Source organism: Metabacillus sp. KJ11-3, assembly GCF_055808295.1.
Genome location: NZ_CM147865.1, coordinates 4601423 through 4628144, shown reverse-complemented (window position 1 = coordinate 4628144; position 26722 = coordinate 4601423). Strand labels below are relative to the sequence as shown.

The 26722-nt window shown below is 36.5% G+C and carries 18 protein-coding genes and 2 pseudogenes; 10 read left to right on the top strand and 10 right to left on the bottom strand.

Features of this window, described 5'->3' with window-relative positions; all coding sequences use genetic code 11:
- Nucleotides 1-48 precede the first annotated feature (48 nt).
- A complete protein-coding gene (locus AC0L8O_RS23075; RefSeq protein WP_473445557.1) occupies nt 49-2154 on the bottom strand; it encodes a carbohydrate-binding domain-containing protein in 2106 nt (701 codons plus the stop codon).
- A gap of 412 nt (nt 2155-2566) precedes the next feature.
- Between AC0L8O_RS23075 and AC0L8O_RS23070 the strand changes: the two genes are divergently transcribed.
- The 5 genes from AC0L8O_RS23070 (at nt 2567) to AC0L8O_RS23050 (ending at nt 9917) form a co-directional block, all read left to right on the top strand.
- On the top strand, nt 2567-3253 hold the full coding sequence (locus tag AC0L8O_RS23070; RefSeq protein ID WP_473445555.1) for a response regulator transcription factor: 687 nt from the start codon (nt 2567-2569) through the stop codon (nt 3251-3253).
- Complete coding sequence (locus tag AC0L8O_RS23065; RefSeq protein WP_473445553.1) at nt 3246-4562, top strand: sensor histidine kinase; 1317 nt, start codon at nt 3246-3248, stop codon at nt 4560-4562. The genes AC0L8O_RS23070 and AC0L8O_RS23065 overlap by 8 nt, the downstream gene beginning before the upstream one ends.
- 101 nt (nt 4563-4663) lie before the next feature.
- On the top strand, nt 4664-5362 hold the full coding sequence (locus tag AC0L8O_RS23060) for a polyphosphate polymerase domain-containing protein (protein WP_473445551.1): 699 nt from the start codon (nt 4664-4666) through the stop codon (nt 5360-5362).
- A 54-nt stretch (nt 5363-5416) separates the two neighbouring features.
- Nucleotides 5417-6100 carry a DUF4956 domain-containing protein gene (locus AC0L8O_RS23055; RefSeq protein WP_216775008.1) on the top strand — a complete coding sequence of 228 codons (684 nt, stop codon included), beginning with the start codon at nt 5417-5419 and terminating at the stop codon, nt 6098-6100.
- Nucleotides 6101-6488: 388 nt separating this feature from the next.
- Nucleotides 6489-9917 (top strand): bifunctional 2',3'-cyclic-nucleotide 2'-phosphodiesterase/3'-nucleotidase, encoded by a 3429-nt coding sequence (locus tag AC0L8O_RS23050; protein WP_473449106.1) that lies wholly within the window; start codon nt 6489-6491, stop codon nt 9915-9917.
- Nucleotides 9918-9956: 39 nt separating this feature from the next.
- Here the strand turns inward: AC0L8O_RS23050 and AC0L8O_RS23045 are convergent, their stop codons facing one another.
- Nucleotides 9957-10889: an L-lactate dehydrogenase gene (locus AC0L8O_RS23045; protein ID WP_473445549.1), complete on the bottom strand. Its 933-nt coding sequence runs from the start codon at nt 10887-10889 to the stop codon at nt 9957-9959.
- A 144-nt stretch (nt 10890-11033) separates the two neighbouring features.
- Here AC0L8O_RS23045 and AC0L8O_RS23040 point away from each other — a divergent pair, with 144 nt between their 5' ends.
- Both AC0L8O_RS23040 and AC0L8O_RS23035 read left to right on the top strand, forming a co-directional pair.
- Nucleotides 11034-11564, top strand: coding sequence for a PH domain-containing protein (locus AC0L8O_RS23040; protein WP_473445547.1), 531 nt, complete (start codon nt 11034-11036; stop codon nt 11562-11564).
- The gene (locus AC0L8O_RS23035) at nt 11548-12978 is read left to right on the top strand and encodes a PH domain-containing protein (protein WP_473445545.1); all 1431 of its coding nucleotides are present in this window, start codon (nt 11548-11550) and stop codon (nt 12976-12978) included. The genes AC0L8O_RS23040 and AC0L8O_RS23035 overlap by 17 nt, the downstream gene beginning before the upstream one ends.
- Nucleotides 12979-13031: 53 nt before the next feature.
- Here the strand turns inward: AC0L8O_RS23035 and AC0L8O_RS23030 are convergent, their stop codons facing one another.
- The 3 genes from AC0L8O_RS23030 to AC0L8O_RS23020 form a co-directional block, all read right to left on the bottom strand.
- Nucleotides 13032-14168, bottom strand: a complete 1137-nt coding sequence (locus tag AC0L8O_RS23030; protein ID WP_473445543.1) for a glycerate kinase — start codon at nt 14166-14168, stop codon at nt 13032-13034.
- Between the two features lie 28 nt (nt 14169-14196).
- Nucleotides 14197-15465 (bottom strand): GntP family permease, encoded by a 1269-nt coding sequence (locus tag AC0L8O_RS23025; RefSeq protein WP_473449103.1) that lies wholly within the window; start codon nt 15463-15465, stop codon nt 14197-14199.
- Between the two features lie 272 nt (nt 15466-15737).
- Complete coding sequence (locus AC0L8O_RS23020; RefSeq protein WP_473445541.1) at nt 15738-17192, bottom strand: phospholipase D family protein; 1455 nt, start codon at nt 17190-17192, stop codon at nt 15738-15740.
- A gap of 451 nt (nt 17193-17643) precedes the next feature.
- Here AC0L8O_RS23020 and AC0L8O_RS23015 point away from each other — a divergent pair.
- Nucleotides 17644-18096 (top strand): annotated as a pseudogene (locus AC0L8O_RS23015) (nuclease-related domain-containing protein); the annotation flags it as partial.
- Nucleotides 18097-18677: 581 nt separating this feature from the next.
- Here AC0L8O_RS23015 and AC0L8O_RS23010 read toward each other — a convergent pair.
- A complete protein-coding gene (locus tag AC0L8O_RS23010; RefSeq protein ID WP_473445539.1) occupies nt 18678-19490 on the bottom strand; it encodes a hypothetical protein in 813 nt (270 codons plus the stop codon).
- A gap of 557 nt (nt 19491-20047) precedes the next feature.
- Here AC0L8O_RS23010 and ahpC point away from each other — a divergent pair.
- Nucleotides 20048-20611, top strand: coding sequence for an alkyl hydroperoxide reductase subunit C (gene ahpC, locus AC0L8O_RS23005; protein ID WP_473445537.1), 564 nt, complete (start codon nt 20048-20050; stop codon nt 20609-20611).
- Between the two features lie 12 nt (nt 20612-20623).
- Nucleotides 20624-22153: an alkyl hydroperoxide reductase subunit F gene (ahpF, locus tag AC0L8O_RS23000; RefSeq protein WP_473445535.1), complete on the top strand. Its 1530-nt coding sequence runs from the start codon at nt 20624-20626 to the stop codon at nt 22151-22153.
- Between the two features lie 50 nt (nt 22154-22203).
- On the opposite strand, the gene AC0L8O_RS22995 is transcribed toward ahpF, so the two are convergent.
- The 4 genes and pseudogenes from AC0L8O_RS22995 to AC0L8O_RS22980 all read right to left on the bottom strand — a co-directional run bounded on the left by AC0L8O_RS22995 (nt 22204) and on the right by AC0L8O_RS22980 (nt 26618).
- Nucleotides 22204-22860: a TetR/AcrR family transcriptional regulator gene (locus tag AC0L8O_RS22995; RefSeq protein ID WP_473445533.1), complete on the bottom strand. Its 657-nt coding sequence runs from the start codon at nt 22858-22860 to the stop codon at nt 22204-22206.
- A 28-nt stretch (nt 22861-22888) separates the two neighbouring features.
- A complete protein-coding gene (locus tag AC0L8O_RS22990; RefSeq protein WP_473445531.1) occupies nt 22889-23953 on the bottom strand; it encodes an ABC transporter permease in 1065 nt (354 codons plus the stop codon).
- Complete coding sequence (locus AC0L8O_RS22985) at nt 23953-24675, bottom strand: ABC transporter ATP-binding protein (RefSeq protein ID WP_473445529.1); 723 nt, start codon at nt 24673-24675, stop codon at nt 23953-23955. The genes AC0L8O_RS22990 and AC0L8O_RS22985 overlap by 1 nt, the downstream gene beginning before the upstream one ends.
- A 397-nt stretch (nt 24676-25072) precedes the next feature.
- Nucleotides 25073-26618: pseudogene (locus AC0L8O_RS22980) on the bottom strand (malate:quinone oxidoreductase).
- Nucleotides 26619-26722: the final 104 nt, after the last annotated feature.

Sequence of the window (26722 nt, the reverse complement as noted above, 5' to 3'; positions counted from 1 at the left end):
TATGCAAAAAGAGTAGAGGATTAACACTCTACTCTTTGCTTTTTTTGTTTATTGTTCTGTTGGCGGAGCACCTCTTTCAGGCATCTCTATACCAAGCTCTTTCAGCTGTTCTTGCGCTTCTTCCGGCGTTATTGTACCATTTCTTTGTTGCTCCATGATCTCCTGCATCTTTTGTCTTGTCTCCTCATCTAAATCAGAAAACATATCATCACGATTTCCCATATCAGGTCGAGCTTGATCACCACTTCCAGGTGCTCCACCGCCTGGTGCTCCACCGCCTCCTGGGCCATTAGCAGCTGCTTCTGTTACACCGGACTCATTTAACCATGTGACCGTTTCAGAGATGGTAAAGGCTATTACCTTTGTTCCACCTTCAGCATTTCCATCCGTGTATAGGCCGTCTGCTTCCTCCCCGGTTGATGTGCCTCCAGAGTAAAGCGTATAGGAAGCATCTTTTGTTAATTCAGGTGAGCTAATAAAGACCGTTTGATAGTCTTTAGCTGGTGTGAAGCTTACTATATTTTTTCCATCACGATCTTCAAGTTGGATCATTGTACCAGCTGACTGTATTTCAGGATACGTCATTAAGACACCTGTCTGTGAAGAATCTTCAGAATGTGATTGGCTCATACCTGAGCTTCCTGCGGCTACAATAAAACCACCTGTTATGTTAAAGCTACTATCGTAATCCAGCGGACCGTTCATATTTTGTGTCGGACCATTGACGATCACGACTCCATCTGTCATGGAAATAGAACCATTGGAATCCAGTCCATCACCATCTGCATTTACAGATATATAGCCGCCGTTTATTTGCAATGTTCCACTACTACCTTCAGCAGCTGCTGCAGGCATATCCATACCTGAAGCATCATTCCCTCCAGCAACATTAAATCCATCATCACTTGATGTAAGCTGAATTTCACCGTCTTCTATTGTAATGTTTTTTCCTTCAATTCCTTCATAACTTTTTGTGATGTCGATCTTGCCGCCTGTTGTGGCAACAGATGAATCAGCGTGAACTCCATCATCACCTGTGGAGATCGTAAATTCACCACCTGCTAATGTAACATGTTGATTACTGTGAACTGCATCATCCTCAGAATCAATCGTAAAGCTCCCACCACCTATTGCAATATCAACAGAGGCTTTTAATCCTTTATAGCTTTCAGATTCTGTTGTTGTAGCAGCTGTACTTGTTTCTTGTCCAGGCATTCTTTCTTCATGATTACTAATCGTTTCAGGACTTCCTTCTCCAGATTTAATTGTATACGTACCATCCGTTATCCATAAGGATGCAATAGATTGAATAGCATCGTTTCCAGATGTAATATCATATGTTCCACCTTCAAGTGCAATGGTTCCTTTTGACGTATCTTCATCATTTGTTGATTTGATTCCATCTCCACCTGCTTTAATCTGTATTGTTCCTTCTTTTACAGCTACAAGATCTCGTCCCATGATCCCATCATCAACTGCATGAATGTCAATTGTTCCACCAGTAATTTTTAACTTATCTTTACTTGCAATTCCATTATTATAATTTCCGTGAACCAATAACGTTCCTGTTCCATTGATTGTAAGATCGTCTTTACTGAAAATGGTTGCATTCGGCTCATCTTCAGAAGAATCTTCATAAACATACTGATCTGCATCGCTGACAGTATTTTCTGTACCTTCCACAAGTGAAAGGATTGTTTTTTCTGCATTCATCACATAAATAGCTGAACTTGTTGAGGATTGAATGTCCACTCCATTTAAAATTAGCTTTACGGTATTTTTGTCTTCCGCATCTACAACAATTTGTCCATTATCCAATTGCCCGCTCAACACATAAGTACCACCTGTTTTTATCGTTAGCATATTATTATCAAAAAGAACCGCAGCAGTTGAATCAAAGTCCGCCTCTGTTCCATTTAATTCAATGTACGTTGGGTCCTCTTTTTCCCAATCTGTATAACTATCATCCTCTTTATAAGAAACAGCCTCACTGACTAGTTTACTTACATCTGTATTCACTACTGTACTAGTACCTGCTGTTTCTGCTTCTGTCTCACTTGTGACTGTTGTCGTGTCATTATTTGTACATGCAAATAACAAGGTTGTACTTAATAAGGTTGCAGCTAATTTATAATAAGTTGATCTTTTTTTCATACCTTCATCTCCTATTCTCTCTATACTGTTGTTCCCTTGTGAGTAACATTATTAAGTACGAACCTTAATAAAACCTTAAAAATATCTTTTCAAAATAATTTTGCATTTCAACTAAATTTGGATCTATAATCAAATCTATTCTTAGTTTTTATAAAATGATTTTCTTTAAGGTTCATATTCCTATGCATAAAAAACTATTTTGGTTGATTGGAGCGAAAGGTGCGAGACTCCTGTGGGAGCAGCGCTGCAGGTGAGACCCCGCAGACGCAAAGCGTCGAGGAGGCTCACCGCACGCCCCACGGAAAGGGAGCATCCTGTAGCGGAAATCAACCACTCCCTATACTTCTTATAAAGCAATAAATTTTACTAAGGCTATTTTAAAAAGTAATTAATATAATAGAGGTGATCAAAAATGAAATTATTAATTATAGAAGATGACAAATATCTCTCGGAAACAATTAAAGAAACAACAAAAGAAATGTTTGAGGCAGAACAGGCTTTTGATGGAGAAGAAGGACTTTATTTAGCCGAGCAAAATATCTTTGACTGCATCATATTAGACATCATGCTTCCTAGTATGAATGGCTATGAAGTCCTTCAAGAGCTAAGAAAGAACCAGATTAAAACACCAGTTATTATGTTAACTGCAAAAGACGGAATTGATGATAAAATTCAAGGCTTTAAGGTAGGCGCTGATGATTATCTTGTGAAACCATTTCATCGGGAAGAATTACTTTTACGTTTAGAGGCCATTGTCAGAAGAGCTGGCGGGGATTTAAAGGAGCATGTCATTTCCTTCAAAGAGTTAAAAATGAACCTAAAAAACAAAACAGCTTATATTGGAGATGAAACTGTAAAACTAAATGGAAAACAGTTTGATCTTCTGGAGTACTTAATTAACAACAAAAATACGATCCTCACAAAGGAGCAAATCTTTGACCGAATATGGGGATTTGAATCTGATACATCTACTACTGTTGTTGAGGTCTATTGCAGTAATGTCCGGAAGTCCTTAAAAAAGTTCGGCTATGATCAATACATCAAAACATTTCGTGGTCTAGGCTACATGTTAACCGAGAATGGTGAAGGCAATGTTTAAGCAGAAAATTTTCCGAAAAGAACAGCTTAAATTTATGGTATTGAACCTTATCGCCTTTACCATTATTTTTACGATCTTTGGCTTTATTATTTATGGGCAGGTTCAAACAACCCTCTTTACCAAAACAGACGAGGAATTAACCGAATTTAAATCGATGATACTGGAAAATCAAACATTAGGAATGAATTCTCTTAAGCATGAAAACAAGCTTGATCGGGAACTTCCACCTGCCGAAAGAAAAAGAAATTTTCCAAACCCTCGAATTATGATGGTGAATTGGAATGAAAATGGAGAAATTATCAACCAAGATCAAATCGGAACATCTTTATATGAGAATTATTTACAAGACTATGAATTGGATACTGAAAATTTAAATGTGATTACAAATATAACACTTAATGAGTTATATGATTTCCGATACCTTGTTTTCAAAGATCCAAATAAGAATGATGATGTCGAATATGTTCAACTTTTCATCAATACAGATGCAGAGCAAACAATCATCCATAACTTTGGAAATCTCATCATTCTCTGTTCCTCTGTCTTTGTTATTCTATCAATTTCTGCAAGTTTTGTTTTATCAAAGAGAATGATGAAGCCTATTATTCAATCTTGGAACAAGCAAACAGAGTTTGTTGAAAATGCCTCACACGAATTGAGAACACCTTTGACGATAATTCAAAATAAATTGGAGTTATTACTCACAGAACCTCAGGAAAAAATTATGAACAAGTTTGAGAATATTGCTCTGAGTCTGTCAGAAACAAGAAGATTATCCAAACTGACTTCTGACTTATTAACACTTGCAAGAGCTGATTCAGCTGAAACACTGCTTGTTAAGCAAGTGATCGACGTAGATTCCTTTGTTAACAATGTTTGTACACCTTATATAGACATTGCGGAATCACAGGACAAGCATCTTTGGTTAAAACTGAATAGCAAAATAAACATAGAAGCAGACGAACAAAGACTTCACCAACTTTTAGTTATTTTGCTTGATAATGCATTAAAATACACCTCAGAACAAGATAGCATAGGTGTAAAAACCTATATTGAAGATAATAAAATCGTTCTTGAAGTGACAGATACCGGCATTGGAATTAAAAAACAAAACATGAAATACATCTTTGACCGCTTCTATCGTGAAGATCATGCCCGCTCCCGTGACACAGGCGGTACCGGTTTAGGGCTGTCCATTGCACACTGGATTGTGACGAAACATAATGGCACGATTACCGTTAATCAAAATCAACATAAAGGAACTACGTTTAAAGTTAAGCTACCTAAAAAGGAGATTACAAAACCGTAATCTTCTTTTTTTGAATTCTTTTTCATCTTTTAAGGTTTGTTTAAGGTTCATCCCTAATAATGTGAACACAGAAGTTGAGACAAAAAAGGAGAGAAAAAAGGATGAAGGCAATGACCCTTAATGGCTCAAAGGGTAGACGAGAATTAAAGCATGAAATGACACAGAGAGAAGTGTTTCTTCTTAGAAATAAGCTAAAACACTATATGGAAGTAGACCCTCATGCAAAGAGTGACGGGAAGTATTTTATTCGAAGTGTTTACTTCGATAACTTTGAAAATAAAGTATTAAATCAGAAAAAAGAAGGCTATTATGAGCGTGATAAATTTCGGGTAAGATTATACGATTTTAACACCTCCTATCTGAATTTAGAAAAAAAGAGCAAACGAAATAACTTAACATACAAACAAAAATGTCGTATCACTTCTGACGAATATGACCAAATAAGGTTTGGAGATATAGCCTGGATGGAACATGATTCACGACCTCTTATCCAGGAATTATATTATCAAATGAACCTTTCCCAACTAAAACCACTTACAGTCGTTGATTATGAGAGAGAAGTATTTATTTATAAATATGGAAATGTTCGAGTTACCTTTGACGGCTCAATTCGTACAAGCTTTCGAAATAATGATGTGTTGAATCCGAACTTAGCAATGATTGACACCGATCCTGATATTGTTGTGCTCGAAGTAAAGTATGATGAATTTTTACCATTAGTTATTAAGCAACTATTGCAAGTCAACAACTTAAGAGCAGGTGCTTATTCTAAATACCAAATTAGTCGAATGTATGGATAAGCACAGGCAATGAGTAATTGAATAAATGGAAAAGAATTTTAGGAGGAAAAAAGAATGGAAAATGTATCTTTTAATGATATTTTCAAATCAAGTATTTTAGAAAAAACAAGCAGTTTTTCAATTGTAGACTCCCTTATCGGGTTATTAGTAGCTTTTTTTGTAGGATTGTTTATCTACTTTGTATATAAGAAAACTTTTTCAGGTGTTATCTACTCACACACCTTTAATATTTCTCTTATCATCATGTCGATGGCAACAGCTTTAATCATTATGGGGATTTCTTCAAATGTCCTGCTATCACTTGGTATGGTCGGTGCATTATCAATTGTTCGTTTCCGTACACCGATTAAAGATCCGATGGATATCGTCTATATTTTCTGGGCTATCGTTTCAGGTATCTTGTGCGGAGCAGGATTTATCCCTCTAGTTGTGATTGGTTCTATCCTAATTGGAGCTGTACTGATCATTTTTATTAACAAAATTAAAATTGAAAATCCTTATTTATTAATTGTGAAATATAGTGACCTAAATGTTGAAAATTCAATCGAACATGTTGTATCTGAGAGCTCTAGAAAATATTCGGTAAAATCTAAATCTGTCATGCCTGGCCACGACTATGAAGTCACATACGAAATTCGTGTTAAAGACGAAGATTTAGGATTTATCAATAATATATCTGATATGGATGCAGTAAAATCAGCTGTTATGTTAAGCTATGACGGTAATTTTACAGCTTAAGTGATCGTCCCTTAGTTGGTTTATCTAATAAAAAAATATGTAAATGCTGACTTAATGTTATGTGATCCTCATTAAATCAGCTTTTTTTGTATTGTCCATAGACTAATGTCCTGCATTCGAAGCATGATTTTCATCCTATTATTTCATTCGATACCAGCTAACATAACTAGGTTTACGATAGATCGAAAGAAAGAATATAGGCATTTCTATTCATTATACTACCAGCATCATTTATTCTAAAATTATTCTGCTATATTTAGGAGGAGAGACGTTGGGAAACTCATATTAAATTAAAGGATGGATGGATCGAATGAAATGGCAAAGCAAACAAAATAGTCTGAAGATTTTGTCTAGCACACTTGCAATTAGCCTGTTATCAGCACCTTTTATGGCGAATGTTGTTCATGCAGCAAAGCCAGCTACCTCAAAAGTTCAATCACAAGTTGAACTCCGGATTATGGAAACAACAGACATTCATACTAATCTACTAAGCTTTGATTATTACAAAAATGACCAAGCTCCTAAAGTCGGATTAGCCAAAACGGCTACCTTAGTGAAGCAAGCCCGATCAGAAGTAGATAACTCTGTATTAGTAGATAATGGTGATCTCATTCAAGGTACTCCATTAGGCACCTACAAAGCAAAGATTGACCCGCTTGAAGATGGAGAGGTACATCCAGCCATTGAAGCAATGAACATCATGAACTATGACATGGCAACACTCGGAAATCATGAGTTTAACTATGGCTTAGACTATTTGGATGAAGTCTATGATGATGCAAGCTTTCCTGTTATTAACTCAAATGTATATGTAGATGATCATGATGATAATCCTACAAATGATAAAAATAAGTATACCCCATATAAAGTCGTAAACAAAAAAGTGACAGATTCATCTGGAAAAACAAAAGTCATTAAAATTGGTTATATCGGCTTTGTTCCACCTCAAATTAACGAATGGGATAAAGCACATCTAGATGGTAAAGTCATCACAAAAAACATTGTTGAAAGTGCTGAAAAATATGTTCCTCAAATGCAAGAAGAAGGAGCAGATGTAATTATTGCATTAGCACATTCAGGCTTCAGCAGTAATGAAGCAAACACTGAGGATACAGTATATGCCTTAAGTAAGGTACCTGGTATTGATGCAATCACTTTTTCACACACTCACAAAACATTCCCTGCTAAGGATCTTGCGAGTTTAGACGCACTGTTTAAAGATGCTAATGGACAACCTCTGCCGGGAGTTGATAATGAAAGAGGAACAATTAATGGAGTTGCAGCAGTTCAGGCTGGATATGGCGGTGGTTCTCTTGGAATTATCGACCTTACCCTTCAAAAGGTAAAAGGTAAATGGGACGTTTCCATCTCTCAATCTTCTACAAGATCAGCTGAAAAAACTGAAGCCGATCAGGACATTGTAAACGCGGTAAATGATGTTCATGAGAAAACAATTGAGTATGTAAATACACCAATCGGAACTACGACAGATGATATTTATAGCTACTTTGCGTTAGTTCAGGATGATCCATCTATCCAAGTTGTGACAAATGCCCAAAAATGGTATGTAGAAAATTATATTGAACTAAACAAGCCGGAATTAAAAGATCTTCCAATTCTATCAGTTGGGGCACCTTTTAAGGCAGGCCGCAATGGTGTGGAAGAGTATACAGAAATTAAAAAAGGTGATTTAACAATCCGTAGTGCTGGTGACCTATACCTTTACGACAATACGTTAAAAGCAGTAAAAATAAAAGGCTCTATTGTAAAAGAATGGATTGAAATGTCAGCAGGTAAATTTAATATAATTGACCCTAATAAAACAACTGAACAGGAGTTATTAGATCCTTCTTTCCCGGTTTATAATTTTGATGTCATTGATGGTGTTGAATACCAAATTGATGTCACAAAACCTGCTCGCTATGATAAAAATGGAGCACTTATTCATCCTGATTCTAGTCGTGTTGTGAACTTAGAATATAATGGTGAACCAATCGAACCAGAGCAAGAATTTATTGTTGTAACGAATAACTATCGTGCTGGTGGTGGTGGAAACTTCCCAGGCCTAAAAAATAGTGAATTAGTGGTTGATTCCGCTGATGAAAATCGTCAAATTCTAATGGATTATATTTCCGAACTAAAAGAAGTAACACCAACTGCTGATAATAACTGGTCTATTGCCCCAATATCAGGCGATGTGAACGTTACTTTCAAAACCTCGCCAAAGGCAGAGCAATATATAACAGACGGTAGTCCATTCTCTTATACTGAAAAAACAGATGCTGACGGCTTTGGAATCTTTACCTTTAACCTTAATCGCGGAGTGAACATTCAGCTTTTAGGCCTAAATGATTTACATGGACAGTTAGATACTGTTACAAATGTAGGTGATTCCAAAGCAGGACAAATTGAATACACAGCTGCGGCTTTAAAACAAGAAGAAGCAACAAACCCAAACACTCTTATTGTTCATGCAGGTGATATGATTGGCGGTAGCCCTCTCGTTTCAGCTCTTTTTCAAGATGAGCCAACAGTTGAAGTATTAGAGGAGATTGGATTTGATGCCGGAACTTTAGGAAACCATGAGTTTGATGAAGGTATTGATGAACTAAAAAGAATGATGAATGGCGGAGATCATCCAAACGGTACTCCAGGCTATGACGGAATGAATTTTCCTCTTGTTGCAGCAAATGCTTACGACACAAGTGATGGAAATTTAATTACTGATCCTTATACAGTATTGGAAACAGGTGGTCAAAAAATTGGGGTTATTGGTGTTGTTACACAAGAAACTCCATCTATGATCGTAAGAAAAGGTAACGAAACACTGCACATTACAGAAGAGGTTGACGCAATTAATAAATATACACTAGAGCTAAAAGAACAAGGTGTTGAAGCGATTGTGGTTTTAGCCCATAATCCTGCTACACAAACGGGATACACAGATTCTTTTGATGCAAGTAGAATTGCTGAACAAATCAATGATGAAGTAGATGTGATTTTTGCCGCTCATAATCATGTAAAGGTTAATAGATTAGTAGATAATAAATTAATTGTACAAGCTTATTCTTATGGATCTGCCTTTTCTGATGTTGACTTAGAAATTGATCCATTTACAGGTGATATTTTTAGTAAGGCCGCTGAGATTAAAACTGTTTACCAAGAAAAATACAATCCAGATCCAGCAGTAGCTGAAATTATGAAGAAGTATTCTGAAAAGATTGAGCCAATTAAAGCTGAAGTTGTGGGAAAATTAACAACAACTCTCGAAAAAAGCTATCCAACAACAAAGGAAATAAGTGACCTTCCTTTAGGTAATCTAATTGCAGATGGAATGAAAGCTGCTATGAATTCAGATTTTGCCTTAATGAATGGTGGCGGTGTAAGATCTCCCCTTGAAGCTGGTGATGTTACATTCGGTGATTTATTTGCCGTTCAGCCATTTGGAAATGTCCTGAATAAAGTAAACTTAAGTGGTGCAGATTTAGAAGTTATCCTTAATGAACAGATTACATCAAGAGGTCTTGATTATCATATTTCCGGCTTTTCATACACGTACACATACGATGATACAACAAAATCCGGAAAAGTCGTGGATATCTTCCTACCAGATGGAAGCAAGATTGATCCAACGAAGGAATATTCAGTTGTAGTAAATAACTATATGTATGGAAACATAAGCACAAGTATTGGAAAGCTTTCTACAGACATGGAAGTAGGTCCGGTTGATCTTGATGCTACTGTTGAATACGTTAAAACCTTACCTTCACCATTTGATTATCATTCTGAAGGACGAATTAAAAGATTTAATCTATAATGTTTAGGCCTGTTTCAGTAGAGACAGGCCTTCGCTGTTTCACGCCCAGAATTGCGCTTGAATATTTTTTAGTGTTTTTACAGAGTATGCAAACTTTTCTTTTTCCTCATCTGTTAATTCCAATTCAACGACCTTTTTAATTCCCTTTCGATTTATTACAGATGGGATACCAATGAAAACATCACTATGGCCATTTTCACCTTCCAGGAGAACACCAACAGGTAAAACAACATTCTCATTTCTTAATATCGCTCTTGTGATTCTTGCTAATCCCATTGCAATACCATAATACGTTGCACCTTTGGATTCGATGATTTTATAAGCCGCATCCCTTACCTGTACAGCAATTTCTCCTTTTCGCTCCTCTGGTAACTTTGATGCTACAGGTGTTCCGGAAATGTTTGCTGAACTCCATACTGGCAATTGGGAATCTCCGTGTTCGCCAATAATATATCCATGTACACTAGTTGGAGCTGTATCAAATTCTTCTCCCAATAAATAGCGGAATCTCGCTGAGTCCAGAATCGTCCCTGAGCCGATTACTCTCTCTTTTGGCAATCCTGAAAACTTCCATGTAGCATATGCAAGGATATCTACCGGATTTGTTGCAACAAGGAATATGCCGTTAAATCCGGATAACATAATTTGCTTCACGATTGATTCAAAGATGTTAACATTTTTACTTACTAAATCTAATCGTGTTTCACCAGGTTTTTGTGCTGCTCCTGCACAAATGACCACAAGTGCAGCATCTTTACACTCCTCGTAAGATCCAAATTTTATATTCATTGCATTAGGTGCATAGACAATCCCATGATCCAGGTCCATCACATCACCTTTTGCCTTATTTTCATTTAAATCGACAAGGACAATTTCATCACTAACCCCTTGGTTCATCAGCGCGTAAGCATAGCTTGATCCAACTGCCCCGGTTCCTACTAAAACAACCTTATTGCCAAGTGTCATACTCATTACAGATGCCTCCTCGTGTCAATCACCTTTATATCTAAGTGATTATCCTTACACCATATAGAATAACCTGTTTTACACATATATCCCAATAATTATGAAACTATTTTCCTGTATATCTCGTATATGTTATGGAGGTGAAGATCATTGTATATCAATATTAATGAGCCGAAAAGAGAGGTCTCTTCTGATGCTGTGAAGGTGTGGAGAATGTCTAATACGATCGGTCATATCATTGCACTCGTTATCATCGCCATTCTAATTTTTTGCTCTGAACGATTTGACTGGTATGGCTGGGTAAGTATTGTTCTATATTGTTTAGGCGGGCTTGCTTTTTTATCAGGTATTTATTCCATTTTGATTGAACCGGTCTATCTACAACGAACCTGGCGATATGAAATTGATCAAGAGTTTATTCAGCTAAAACACGGAAGATGGAACCAGCAACATATATTGATTCCCATGGAAAAAGTAGAATATGTGCGCACAGAACAAGGTCCGATTATGCGTCGACATATGCTTTACAATATTGAGGTTGGTACAACAACTTCAAATCATGTTATCCCTGCCATTCCAGCAGAAGAGGCACATCTATTAAAAGCACAAATTGCTGTGTTTGCAAAAATAAAAGACCAAGAGAATGGTGAAGGAGAAAAAGAACATGCATCCAACAACTAAACGTTACCATCCTGCGATGATAGCGGTAGACCTTATTTCATTTATAAAAGGTTCAGTAGGAATTGTTCTTATCTTATTTATATTTAAAGCAACATCTACAGCTACGTGGGTTGTATGGGGCAGGTACATATTTATCATGGTTTGTATTTTTACTCTTATTTGGACCATTTTACAGTGGATGTTCTGTCAATATGAGGTTACTCAGAATTCAGTCATTGAACGTAAAGGGGTATTTATTAAATCACAAAGAACCGTTCCTTTTAGCAGTATCCATAATCATAAATCAAATACAACATTTATCCATCGTTGGTTCGGACTTACGTCTCTCACACTTGAAACAGGTACAAGCGGAGAGCATGCAAACTTTACTTTTCCCGTTATTACAGCTAAAGAGAAACGTCATATTCTCATTCTTTTAGAACAACCACAGGATCAACAAAATGGTGAAGAATCACAACCAATTATTGAACGAACCATTCATTTTCAATCGAATAAAAAAGACTTAATAAAGGCTTCATTTACATCGCTTAGCTTTTTGGCCTTTTTCCCTTTATTAAGTGCCCTGTATTTTAATTTGGCAGAGCTTTTTCACATTGAAGATTCAGCCAAGAATACGTTCGATTATTTACTCATTCATTGGTGGATGCTTATTATGATACTGATAATAGCTATAATTCTATCTGTCTTATTTGGGTTGTTCAAAACCTTTACAAAATACGGTAACTTTGTGATTAGTGATGATAAGGATAGAATCTATATTGAAAAAGGCATGGGGAATGTTGTTAGTTATTCAATTCTTAAACATCGGGTTCAAGCTGTTGTTGTAGAACAATCCCTCTTAAAACGTTTACTTAGGCTTGTTGAAGTGAAGCTTATCAGTGCAGGAGGATCTGAGGATGGAAATGACCAGGATACAAGTTCTTTATATCCTTTTATGCCTAAAAAACAAGCTTATCAAGTCCTGCAATCCATGCTGCCCCAATATGTCATTGAAGAGCGTATGGAAAGATTTCCAATTAAAGTTCTGTGGCTCAAGCTTCTTCATCCTTATTATGTAACAATTTTATCTATCATTGGATTGGCCATTTTCAAAAGAGAATGGCTATGGGTAGCATCCATTGTATTTGTCCTTTCCGTTACTTCAAGAATACTTGATTATTGGTTCACAAGCTATATTCGTCATGGAAAAACTGTTCAAATAAGAAAAGGCGGATTTGTGAATGAAACATTTGTTACACATCACGAACGAATTCAGCAAATCACGATTAAACACTCTTGGTTACAGCGGAAATTTAATGTTGCTACACTTGTTTTTCTTAATAGAGCTAAACCAATGCATGAAAGTAGACTATATGGCCTTTCCAAAGAAGAGGCTGGCACATTTTACACGTGGTATCATGGCCATTCGAAATAAAGCTATTAACTCTTCACAGATTAAGCCCGAAGGATTCCTTCGGGTCCTTCCATTCATTTATTCGCAGCCTTCAAAGTTGCAGCAATGTTTCTTGCTGTCATTTCCATGTAATCAGCAGCATGTTCAAAGGCATCTGGAAGTGTTGTTACACCAGGAACAATGCTAAAAAGAGCATCAATACCATGTTCGTATACAACATCACAATCTTTCGACAGAGAGCCTGCTACACCAATTACAGGCACACCATACTTTTTAGCTGCCTTTGCAACACCAATAGGAGTTTTTCCATAAATAGTTTGTGAATCAATTCTCCCCTCACCTGTTATAACAAGATTCGCGTCTTTTACTACTTTATCAAAATTCACTGCATCAAGGACAATTTGAATCCCTCTTTTTAGTTCAGCATTCAAAAAAGCTACTAGACTCGCTCCAAGACCTCCAGCAGCACCTGCCCCTTCTATATTTCGAAAGGACCTTCCAAGTGATGCCTCTACGACATCGGCAAAGTGAGTCAGGTTCTGATCAAGCAATTGGACCATCTCAGGTGTTGCTCCTTTTTGGGGACCAAATATTGCTGATGCACCTCTTGGCCCTGTTAATGGATTATCAACATCACAGGCTACTTCAATTTTGATTTCCGTTAATCTTTGATCAAGTCCTGTCAAGTCGATAGAGGCGATTTTCGAAAGCACACTACCTCCTGCCTGAATATCATTTCCATTTGAATCTAGTAATCTCCCACCTAACGCCTGAACCATCCCTGCTCCTCCATCATTTGTGGCACTTCCACCAACCCCAATAATCATATGCTCTACACCTAAATCAAGGGCGGATAAGATTAACTCTCCTGTACCTCTTGTCGTCGTTACTAATGGGTTTCGTCGTTCAACAGGAACCAAATGCAAACCGGATGCAGCAGCCATTTCAATAACGGCCGTTTTTCCATCACCCATCAAACCAAAGAAAGCTTTAACCGGATCTCCAAGTGGACCTGACACAATCCTTTCTTTAATTGAACCGTTTGTTGCATCAACTAAAGATTGAACAGTACCTTCTCCACCATCCGCCATCGGCACTTTTTGATAATCGGCATATGGAAAAATTCTTTTAAAGCCTCGCTCTATTGCAAGAGCTGCCTCCATTGCAGATAAGCTTTCCTTAAAAGAATCTGGGGCAATGACTATTTTCATTTTTTGAATCCCCTTTCTAAAAATATCGTTAACCAAAAAGTTTAAACACTCCGAATATGAGTGTGGAAATGACCGTAAGCGTTAAACCAACCAAAAATTCATACGGCATTAGTTTTAAGCGCTCTTTAATTTCCATGCTGACACTTCCTGCTGTTGCATGAAAGAAACTTCCGTGCGGCAAGTGATCAAGCACTGTTGCACCAGCATGAATCATGGCAGCCCCAGCTAATGCTGGAATTCCCAAACCTAGAATAGTACTACTGAAAACACCGCTTGCTACAGCTGTACCTGCTGTTGTTGAAGCTGTTGCAGCAGACATGAAAATTCCGGATACAGGTGCTAATAAATATGCTGGCATGCCAGATGAGCTTAATCCATTGATCATAACATCCTTCAACTCAGAATTAGCAATAATCCCAGCCAATGTCCCAGTTCCTAATAACATAATCGCAACACCGGACATTTTACTTAATCCTGAAACTGCATAAACATTTAGTTCCCTACTCTTATTCATCGCAATTGCGCCAATAATTCCCCCTACAGGCAGTGCAACCATTGGATCAATATTAATATCAAATAATGGCCTTAACGCCAGTAAAATAATTGTAACGAGTGGTCCAACCATAGCTGGTATAAATAAAGGTCTTTTTGTCATATCTGAGACTTCAACATCTAGGTCCATGACAATAGAACCTTTTTTTGCTACCTTCTTTGCTAAATAATACGTTACTGCAATACCCAAAATGGCCGGAATGATTCCTGCCGACATAATCGATGTCAGCGGTACATTAAAGGCATCAGATGCTGCAATTGCATTTGGGTTTGGCGACATGATATTTCCTGCTTTTCCTCCACCAATCATCGCTAGTAAAATAGCCGCTTTAGAAAGATGTACCCGCTTAGCAATAGCTAACGCAATCGGTGCAACAGTAATAACAGCTACATCTACAAAAACCCCGACAGTTGTCAACATCATTGTCGCTAAAGCCAATGCTAAGAGTGCTCGTGATTCTCCAAAACTTTTGACAATCTTTTCTGCTATCGATGAAGCTGCACCAGATTCGATTAAAACACCTGCCAAGATCCCCGCAGCCATTATTCTCAATACTGCCGGAATAATATCTTTTGCACCCTCTATCATTAAGTTCAGTGTATTTGTAATATCAACGCCACCTATCAACCCTCCGATCAAGGCTCCGGCAACCATTCCATAAGCTGGTGGCAATTTTTTTAGTATCAACACAATGGCAATGACCAAAGCACATATTGCTCCTAAAGCGCTTACTGAAACCTCGATGCTGATTCCTCCTCAATGCTGTTTTTGTATATGTTTATGATGACATTGTGAAAGAGAACAAGACCTCCTACGGAAAATCAATCTGCAAATGCACAATAAAGTATATTATGTATTAATTTTGCTAGATATAACTCTATTAAACCGTATATAGGCAGGTCTGTTCAACAATTTCCATTACCATGTTCATGAATTACTAATTGCCTATTACATTCCTGCCCAATAAGTAGTTCCTGTTACAAGATGGGTGCAGGATCTCTGTTACCACTAGTAACTTAATAAGTAGTCATCTGGAATACTTTTTGAATCATATACATGATGTATTTAAACACTGGTAACTGATCCTGATATTTCTCATAATCGACTGTATAAGTACCCTCTTCATTACTCCAAATTCTATTGAAATAGTGATCAACTGACTCTATAAGCTTACTTTCTGTCGGGGCTATGATTTTCATACCTTCTTCTACATTATAGTCGTCGAGATTTCGCGATGTGAAATTGCTCGAACCACCAATGACAACGGACTCCTGTTGACCTTTTATATAAATCAGTTTTGAATGATATTGCTCTTTGTTTGTAGCATACCAGCGAATTGTAATATTTTCATAGTCAAGATTTTGAAGTTCTGATGCTATAGGCAGATTCGGCAAACCGATCTTTTCTTGTCCAAAAGCATTTTGGTTTGGATCTAATACAATGTTGATTGTAACTCCTCGTTTTGCAGCCTCCTCAATACCTTTAATAATATCTCTATCCGCTAAATAAAACATGCCGATCCAAACCTTATCCTTCTTTTCTGCCTTATTCAACGCATCGACAACATGGGTTTGAACCTTTCTTTCCGTAAGAATTTGAGCATGCAATGATAATCCTTCTTCTAATGAAGAAGGTTTAATTAGCTCATCTAACTCAACCTTTGAGGGAAATGCGTTTAAGTCCCCGCCTGAAAATGCAGCTATTGCTTTTTCAGCTTTCACCATATCTTTGAGGATTGATCCTTTTACTTTAAAACCTATATTGGAATGAAACCCGCTGGCATCATGTGGATTCGCAGATAAAATCAACCCGGCATCTTCGGTGATGACCACTTTTCTATGGTTTGCTTTAATATTCAATAATTTTAAATAAGAACGTGCTGTCACTTCTGGCGCTGACTTTTCCATTGGATTTGGGAGCCAACCGTTACCCTCCTGTCCAAACCACTTAATTGTCGCCCTCCAAAATCCAGAGTATAAAAGATTAGGATCCCGTAATCGGTCCAAGTTCGTATAAACTACTTCCACACCAAGATCCTCCAATGGATCAATTTGCTTGGCCTCATGAGATCCATATGTAGTATTAATTTGATCGGTAATAAAAACTACTTTTAAATCAGGGTATTTCTCTTTTTGCTTTTCAATTGATTTCGTTAATCTTTCACTAAGCTTTGGGTATGAACGTTTGCCATCTGTATACCCATTAACTAAGAAAAGATCGAGTATTAGAAAATGCTCCGCCTCCTGAATTGTTTTAAATACCTCGTTAAAAATAGAGTGATCATACACATCTTCCCCATCTTTTTGATACGTGAGGTCATATAAAAAATCAATATCTTGATCTGATATTGCATGGACCTTGCTTTGATAGGAAAGTCCGGATGGCAGGGGTTTAACTCTGTGATATAGCATGGTTGCTGATAAAATTATGATTATAATGGCGCTAATTATCCATTTTTTCTTCTTTTTCATTTGATTCCCTCATTTAGTTTTTCTCTTTATATACCCTTTTGTAATGTCGGGAAATCATGTGCTATTTAAAATGTTTCACGTGGAACGAAACCAATGATAATGAACATATGAAATTATGGAAACTATGAAATCTCAATGTGAAATTTTTCACATTGATTTATCCTACTAATGTGTTAACCATCAAAGTAATCATATTATAGAATTGTTTTCATTTATAACTAGAAAAATTCACATAATCCTTACTATAATAGATTTGAAACAAAATAACGGGGAAGGAAGTGAAGTATGATCTACAAACATCGAAGAAAATCACTTGAATTACTGGCTCTTGAATATTAGACAAGCGAATGAGTGTAACAGACAAAAGTAAACTCCATTATTTAAATTCCTAAAAGGATATGAGGGGGAAAAACTATTTGATGAGTATTTAGAAAAGCTAAAATCCGAATGTTATATTTTAAATGATTTACTTCTTAATTTTAACAACACCTTGTTCCAAATTGATTCCCTACTAATTTTTCCGGAAACCATTTACATTTATGAGGTAAAGAACTATCAAGGAAATTTTTATTACGACTCTGATAGACTTTATACACAACCCAAATCAGAAATTAATAATCCACTAACTCAACTAAATAGAACTGAATCATTGTTACGACAGTTACTTCAGAGTCTGGGATTTCATCTGTCTGTAGTGGCCTCAGTTGTCTTCATTCATCCCGAATTCACCTTATATCAAGCACCTCTTAACAAACCGTTTATTTATCCATCTCAACTTAATCATTACTTTAAGAAACTCAATAAACTTACCTCTTTAAAATTAGACCAAAAGCATTTGAAGCTAGCTGATAAGTTGCTCTCACTTCATATTAATGACTCTCCTTTTACTCTCTTACCTGCTTAAGAATATAACCAACTAAGAAAAGGAATAACATGTATATCTTGTAACTCATTTTCTCTTTCTATTAGCGGAAGAACTTATAAGTGCAAAGAATGTGGGCAGGAAGAAACTGTTGCAATTGCCATTATACGATGTGTGGATGAATTCAGGGTTCTTTTTCCTGATAAGAAAATTACAACAAATGCTATACACGTTTGGTGCAAAATAATAGATTCCAAAAAGAGAATTTATAGGGTTCTAAAAGGAAACTTACAAATAAGAGGAAATCAACAATGGTCATTTTATGAGTGACTTACTCTAGAAGTTCAAAAATTTTGCCCTTCATTATCATTGAAGGACTTTTCTTTTGAATTGTACTGATTCTTTTTTCTTTACTGTTACTTTCATAGACTCTTTCCTGTGATTTCTCCCTCTTTTGTCCTTCATCACCACTATGAAAGACTTTTCCCTTATTTCTCTCCCCCCTTTTGTCTTTCATCACCACCAGGAAAATATTTTTCCTATACAAAACAAAACAGCAATCTTATCCATACAAGATTGCTGTTCCTTAAAATTTTATTCCAAAATTATTGAATTCCACAGCCCTACAAACTCTCAATTAACTCCATTCTTTCATGACGAATGATTGCTACCTCTTCTTTTCTCGCCTCAAACTGTTCCCTTAAATTCGATAAAATTTCACTAACCTTTGAGAGTTGGCTTTTTGTTTGTTCTAAAGAGTCGTTAATCTTTCCTTGAACCATCATATCTACGAAGAAGCCATCGAAAAAGAAATCGGCAAATTTTAGCATGCTTGAGATATCAATTTCGAGATGTGCTTCTTCTTGTATGTCTAATAGTTCCTTTTGAAAATATCGCATACTTGTTTGAGCTTTATGGATGCTGGCTTCGGCTTCATCCAAGTGTTGGTGTTTTACAAAACTGGAGATTGAACCGCCGCCGAACATATCAAAAGTTCCCCAGTTACTTGCTTTTTCTAGAGATGTTTGAGCTTCCAAAAGATCATGTTTTACGCGTGTTCCAGCAACTATAGCTTCTTCTAACTCTTGTATATAGGCTTTAAGAATCCCCTCTTGTTCACTCAGTTCAAATATTTTATCTGCATGAGGGGAATGACTTGCTTTAATCATTTTCTCTTTCTCAGAAAGAAGTTGCTTGTATCTAGATTCTACGTTGTCTAACGTATGTAATTTATTTTTCAGATCAAGAATGGCCTCATTTATTTCAGATTTTGTTTTGTTTGCTTCTTCCAATTTGTGCTTAGCAGCAATAAGTTCCTGTTTTTCCTTTGAAAGTTTTTCATCCTTTGTTCCAGATAATAAAGCAAATAGATTTTTTAGAGTCATTTTTTCTAGCTGAGTAACATCTTTTTCTTCTGATTTGTAGATCATTTCCAACTGGGCTATTCTCTCCTCAACCACTTTATATTCTTTTTGAAAATCCTCTATTTGAGCTTAAAACTTTTGTTTTTTACGTAAATCTCCTTTTATCTCAATTAACTTAGTATTTATCTCTGAGAACATCATATTCCTCCTATTTTTCCCCTTTTATCTATTTTACGAAATACTTTGGGAAAAGTTTCAACTTCGAGTATTGTTTAAGTTATTTGATTTTGGGAATTCTAGTGATGTTGTAATTCCTTATCGATCATTTAAATTTCGTTGATAACACGATTCCAAGGATTACAAACTGTTTTCTCATTTAGAGTCAGAAATACAAGTCAATTCCTAACAATTAAAAAAAATTAACTAAGGATATATTCTTCTACTATTTCTAAATTAGTTATGATACCTTTGACAATATAACAAAGAAAACACTTACATTACTTTTTATTAAAAAGATATAATCGTTTCACTTGACTAAAAGCAAATTCTATTTGATAATTTATATAAAATTAGAACAATTATTGAAAGTATTTAATAGTTGTTCAAACACATTTAGGAGGAATTTTAACATGTCATTAATTGGTACTGAAGTAAAACCTTTCGCAGCAAAAGCATTCAAAGATGGTGAGTTCATCGATGTAACAAACGAAGATCTAAAAGGTCAATGGAGCGTATTCTGCTTCTACCCAGCAGATTTCACTTTCGTATGCCCAACTGAACTTGAAGATTTACAAAATGAATATGACAACTTAAAAGCTCTTGGAGTTGAAGTTTACTCTGTTTCTACTGATACTCACTTCACTCACAAAGGTTGGCACGATAGCTCAGAAAAAATTGGTAAAATCAAATATGCTATGATTGGTGACCCTTCTCAAGTTGTCTCTCGTAACTTTGAAGTATTAAACGAAGAAGAAGGTCTTGCTGATCGTGGAACATTCATCATTGATCCAGACGGAGTTATCCAAACTGTTGAAATTAACGCTGGAGGCATCGGTCGTGATGCAAGCACACTAATTAACAAAGTGAAAGCTGCACAATATGTTCGCAACAATCCAGGTGAAGTTTGCCCAGCTAAATGGGAAGAAGGTTCTGAAACACTTAAGCCAAGCCTTGATCTTGTTGGAAAGCTGTAAGGAGAATCATAAATGGTACTTGATGCAGAAATTAAAGCACAGTTAGAACAATATCTTCAGCTATTAGAAGGCGATATTGTTCTAAAAGTTAGTGCTGGTAGTGATAAAATCTCAACTGACATGTTGGAGCTAGTGAATGAGCTAGCTTCCATGTCCTCAAAAATTACCGTTGAGAAAGCAGAATTAACCAGAACACCAAGCTTTAGTGTAAATCGTGTTGGTGAAGAGACTGGAGTTACATTCGCCGGTATTCCTCTTGGTCACGAATTTACTTCATTAGTTTTAGCTCTCTTACAAGTTAGTGGAAGACCACCAAAAATTGATCAAAGTGTAATAGATCAAATTAAAGGTATTAGTGGTGAACATCATTTTGAAACATATGTAAGTTTAAGCTGTCACAACTGTCCTGATGTTGTACAGGCTCTTAATATTATGAGTGTGTTAAACCCTAATATCACACATACGATGATTGATGGAGCTGCCTTTAAAGAGGAAGTTGAATACAAAAATGTTATGTCTGTACCTGCTGTCTACTTAAATGCAGAATTTTTAGGCGGCGGCCGTATGACACTCGAAGAAATCCTTGCTAAAATCGGTACTGCACCTGATGCATCAGAGTTCGAGAACAAAGAACCTTACGATGTTTTAGTTGTCGGTGGTGGTCCTGCTGGTTCAAGTGCAGCTATTTACGCAGCACGTAAAGGAATCCGTACAGGTATCATTGCTGAACGCTTTGGCGGTCAAGTTCTAGACACAATGAGCATTGAGAACTTCATTAGTGTAAAAAGCACTGAAGGTCCTAAGCTTGTTGCAAGTCTTGAGGAGCATGTTAAGGAATACGGCATCGATGTCATGAATTTACAACGTGCTAAAGGGATTGAAAAGAAAGATCTTTTTGAACTTGAGCTTGAAAACGGCGCTGTGCTAAAAAGTAAAAGTGTGATTGTTTCTACAGGTGCTCGTTGGCGTAATGTTGGTGTACCTGGTGAACAGGAATTCAAAAACAAAGGTGTTGCTTACTGCCCTCACTGTGATGGTCCTTTATTCGAAGGTAGAGATGTTGCTGTTATTGGTGGCGGAAACTCAGGTATTGAGGCAGCAATTGACCTTGCAGGAATTGTAAAACATGTTACTGTTCTTGAATTCATGCCAGAACTAAAAGCTGATGATGTCCTACAAAAACGTTTATACAGTCTTCCAAATGTAACTGTTCTAAAGAATGTGCAAACAAAAGAAATTACAGGAACAGACAGTGTGAACGGTATTAGTTACATAGACCGTGAAACAGGTGAAGAAGGTCATGTTGAACTACAAGGTGTCTTTGTTCAAATCGGCCTTGTTCCAAACACTGATTGGTTAGATGGTATTGTGGAACGTAACCGTATGGGTGAAATCATTGTCGATAAACATGGTGCAACAACTGTACCTGGTTTATTCGCTGCAGGTGATTGTACGGACAGTGCATATAACCAAATTATCATTTCAATGGGATCTGGAGCTACCGCAGCATTGGGTGCTTTTGATTACCTTATTAGAAACTAATCTCGTTAAAATGAAAGCCGCTCTTACATCATGAATGTAAAGCGGCTTTATTATTGTTCTTTATTTCTAATACCATCCATCACAAAACGAACTGCATCTTCAATTTCTTCTTCAGTAATAGAATAATCATTTAATAATACTAAACGGGAAGTTAAAAACCCCGCAATAAATGTTAACACCATTTTTACGATACGTTCTGTTGATATATCTACAAATTCACCACGTTCTTTAAATATATCCAACACTTTATTTACACGTATAATAAAGTTCTCTGATAAAAGGGGCAATAAATTACTTTTTAGTTCTTCATTATATAAAATTTCCTTTATAACAACCTTAGCAATCTCTTTGTTTTCGAAAAAGAAATTGATTCTATTTTTTAGAAAGGCTTTAAGAAATTCCTCAAATGTATGAACATTCGAAGACATAATTTCGTTAAACACTTCCTCTGCCATGATCGGAAAGGATTCTTTAAAAAAAGGAAGAATAACAGAAAGTAATAAATTATCTTTTGTTCCATAATGTCTAAAAATTGTTCCTTCTGCGACTCCAGCAGCTTTGGCGATTTCACTAGTAGATGTATTGGCATAACCTTTTTCAGCAAAAATCGTTATGGCTGCTTCGACAATTTTCTGTTGTTTTTCCGTTTGCTTCTTCGTTAATTTTGCTTGAGCAATTAATGCATCCAACAACTTACTTTCAGACACTTACCACACGCCCCTTCATTACCCACTATTATAGCTTACGGTACTTTTTCAGAGCAAATAAATTCAATATGATAAAGATTATGGCAAAAGCAGCCAAGGCGTAGAGGTCTCCACGTATACCTGCAAATCCTAAACCCTTATACATAACACCCTTCAAGGCATCTGCTGCATAATACAATGGCATGATCTTTGCGATGGCTTGTAGCCAATTGGACATCCCTTCCAATGGTAAAATTCCTGAAAAGAAAATCTGTGGTACTACTGCTACAGGGATAAACTGTACCATTTGGAATTCTGAGGATGCAAACGATGATAGAAGAATCCCTAAGGATAATGCAACTAAAGCAAGGAGTAAATTAATTAAAATGACATTCCAAATTGAACCGACAAGAACCATGTCTAATACATTAATAGAATAAAAAACAATCACAACCGTTTGAACAATAGCAAACACCCCAAACCCGATTAAGTAAGCTGTTATGATTTCTCCTCTTCTAATAGGTGTTGCCATTAATCTTTCTAAAGTACCTGTTGTTCGTTCTTTTAATAAACCGATACCTGAGATTAAAAATACAAAGAAGAAGACAAAAAAGCCAATTAGAATTGGACTAAGAACATCAAAAAATTCTGTGTCACTATCTCCATACACATATTCAATTTCTAACGGATCTTCTGAAGGCATCTCTAGCTTCAAATTACTTTTCATCATCAATTGTGATAATAACTGTTTATTCGTTATCTGTTTTAATTTCATTTGCAAGCCTTGTGCTAAATTAGGATCACTATTTAATAACGTTAATTTCCATTCATCATCTTCTACTTTTAGATACCCATCTAAATCTTGTTTTGCGATTACTTCTTCTATATTAGAAGTTTTTTCGAATTCCTCGATTAAAATATTTGCCTCTTCAAACTGCTCAATTAATGGATCGCTAGCATTCTCTACACCTAATGTCGGGTCTAGATTTTCTCCATTAAATACTAGATACATGAGAGTTAAGATTAGTAAAGGGGCTATAAATAAAAGCGCTAAGGTTCGTTTATCTCTAAGCATTTGTTGAAATATTCGTCTAACTAATGCAGTTATTCTCATTATTTTTTCCTCCCTGCGTTTAAGAATACTTCATCAAAATTGCTTGCCCTGTATTGCTCTTTTAGTTTTTGTGGTGTCCCACTAGTGATGATCGCCCCATCCCTAACCATTGCAATGTAATCACATTTTTCCGCTTCATCCATAAAATGCGTAGTGACAATAATCGTTTTCCCTTCTTGCTCCTTTAATCGGATTAGCTCCTTCCAAATACTAAATCTCAGCTCAGGATCAATCCCAACTGTTGGTTCATCTAAGATAAGTATTTGAGGATTTTGAATTAATGCGATGGCAAGAGATAATCGCCGTTTCATTCCACCTGAATATGCCAAAACTTTTTTGCAAAGATGTTCTGTGAGGTTAACTAAGTTAGCAGTGTAAGTAATTCGCTCCTTTATTTCAGCTTTATTTAACTTATAAAGGGAAGCAAAAAATGTGAGATTTTCTTTACCTGTCAATTCCGCATAGAGTGCATCTGATTGAGTCATATATCCAATTTCTTGAAGAAGCCTCAAATTAGGTACTTTCTGATTAAGAACATGAATATCCCCACGATCTGGTTTATCCATCCCTACAATCATTTTTACTAAAGTCGTTTTTCCTGCACCTGAAGGACCAATAAAACCGTAGATGGATCCTTCTTTAATACTTAAATCAATGTCATTTAGTACGACTTTATTTCCATAACGTTTACTTATCTTCTGAATTGAGATAGCTTCCTTCATGTTAACCTCCCGTAAATAAAATAAGTGAGTAATTACTCACTTATTTTATAACACCCTCCGATTTGTCCTGTCAATAACAAAAGTGAGTGTTTACTCACCTTTTTTAAAGCTTCCTCTTGATCGATTTGACCAATCCTCCTTCCTATGACCGCTAAAGACAAGAACCAAATCCAAGATATAGCTATGCATGCTATACAAAATATCCATTTCATATGCTTCAGAGCTAGTCGCTGGAGCTGAAAGTCAAAGTGCTAAGCCATAGTACAAGAAATTTATAGGTCCTTTTACGATGTAAAAATCGCTAACCTTTATTGGATTTAAAGTATATTTTGCTTGTTATTAACATATAAGTATAAAAAAATCGGGACAGGTTACTGTCCCGATTTTCCATTTATACTTAATTTACTATATTGCTAGTTGTTACTGGGACAAGGTTCCTGTCCCTGCGTTCCAATTCTTTTCCAGACAGACCAAGAGTCTGAGCTGTTGAAGTGTGGACTTGGTGGAGAAGTGCCGGATTTTCTAATAGGGATTTGCCGTATGATGGAATCATTTGTTTGATTTTTGGTTCCCATTCATTGATATGTTCAGGGAAGCATTTTGTAAGAACTTCAAGCATGACGTGAACGGCAGTTGAGGCACCTGGAGATGCTCCGAGTAATGCTGCAATTGAGCCGTCTGATGCACAAACAACTTCTGTACCAAATTGCAGTGTTCCTTTTCCACCGGCTTCGGTATCTTTGATTACCTGTACACGTTGTCCGGCTACAACTAAATCCCAGTCTTCACTTTTGGCATTTGGAATAAATTCGCGTAATTCTTCCATTCGCTGCTCTTTTGATAACATCACTTGCTGGATCAGGTACTTTGTTAATGACATGTTTTTTGCACCTGCTGCTAACATGGTTAAAAGATTATCCGGTTTAACAGATGTGATTAAGTCAAACACGGATCCATTTTTCAGGAACTTTGGTGTAAAGCCTTGCAAATGGTCCAAATAGTAACGACTTTTTATTGTCAATGAATCGAGTGTCAAGATGGGGCACAGACATTGGCGGTGCACCAACCTTAGCTTTTCCATATACTTTTGCATGGTGCTGTGCGACAACATCAGGATTATTGCATACCATAAATAGGCCGCTCACCGGAAATCCTCCAATATGCTTGCCTTCGGGAATACCAGTTTTTTGCAGTAAATGCAGACTGCCTCCTCCGCCTCCGATAAAGACAAATTTTGCAGTATGATGCTCAACAGTACCGCTATCCAGATTCTGTACTTTCAATTCCCATAAGCCTTCACTTGTTCGTTTGATATCTTGAACACTATGATTATAGTTTAGTTCAACATTTTTTCTCTCTAAGTGTTCAAATAACATGCGTGTTAGTGCACCAAAGTTGACATCCGTCCCTGAGTCAATTTTGGTTGCGGCTATAGGTTCATCTGTGGAACGGTCCTGCATAATTAGTGGTATCCATTCCATTAGCTTTTTTGGATCCTCTGAAAACTCCATCCCTTGAAAAAGAGGGTTTTTTGATAGCGCTTCAAATCGCCTTTTTAAAAACGATACATTTTGTTCTCCTTGAACTAAACTCATATGTGGCAATGACATGATAAAATCCTCTGGATTTTGAATCAGCTTGCTTTTGACAAGATAAGACCAAAATTGCATTGAAACCTGAAACTGTTCATTGATGTTTATTGCTTTACTTATATCTACAGAACCATCCGGCTTTTCAACCGTGTAATTAAGCTCACAAAGTGCTGCATGCCCCGTTCCTGCATTATTCCATTCATTTGAGCTTTCCTCTCCTGCTTTTGAAAGCTTTTCGAATACAGTTATTTCCCAATCCGGTATTAATTCTTTCAAAAGTGTCCCCAAGGTCGCACTCATCATACCGGCACCAATTAAGATTACGTCTGTTTTTTTCTGTATGCTGCCCATTATAACCTTCCTTATCCCCTATATTTGTAAGAAAACCTGGCTTATTGCCAAGCCTTTATCTCGTCTTATACTACCAACTGTAAAATTTACTGCGTAGTGATCGT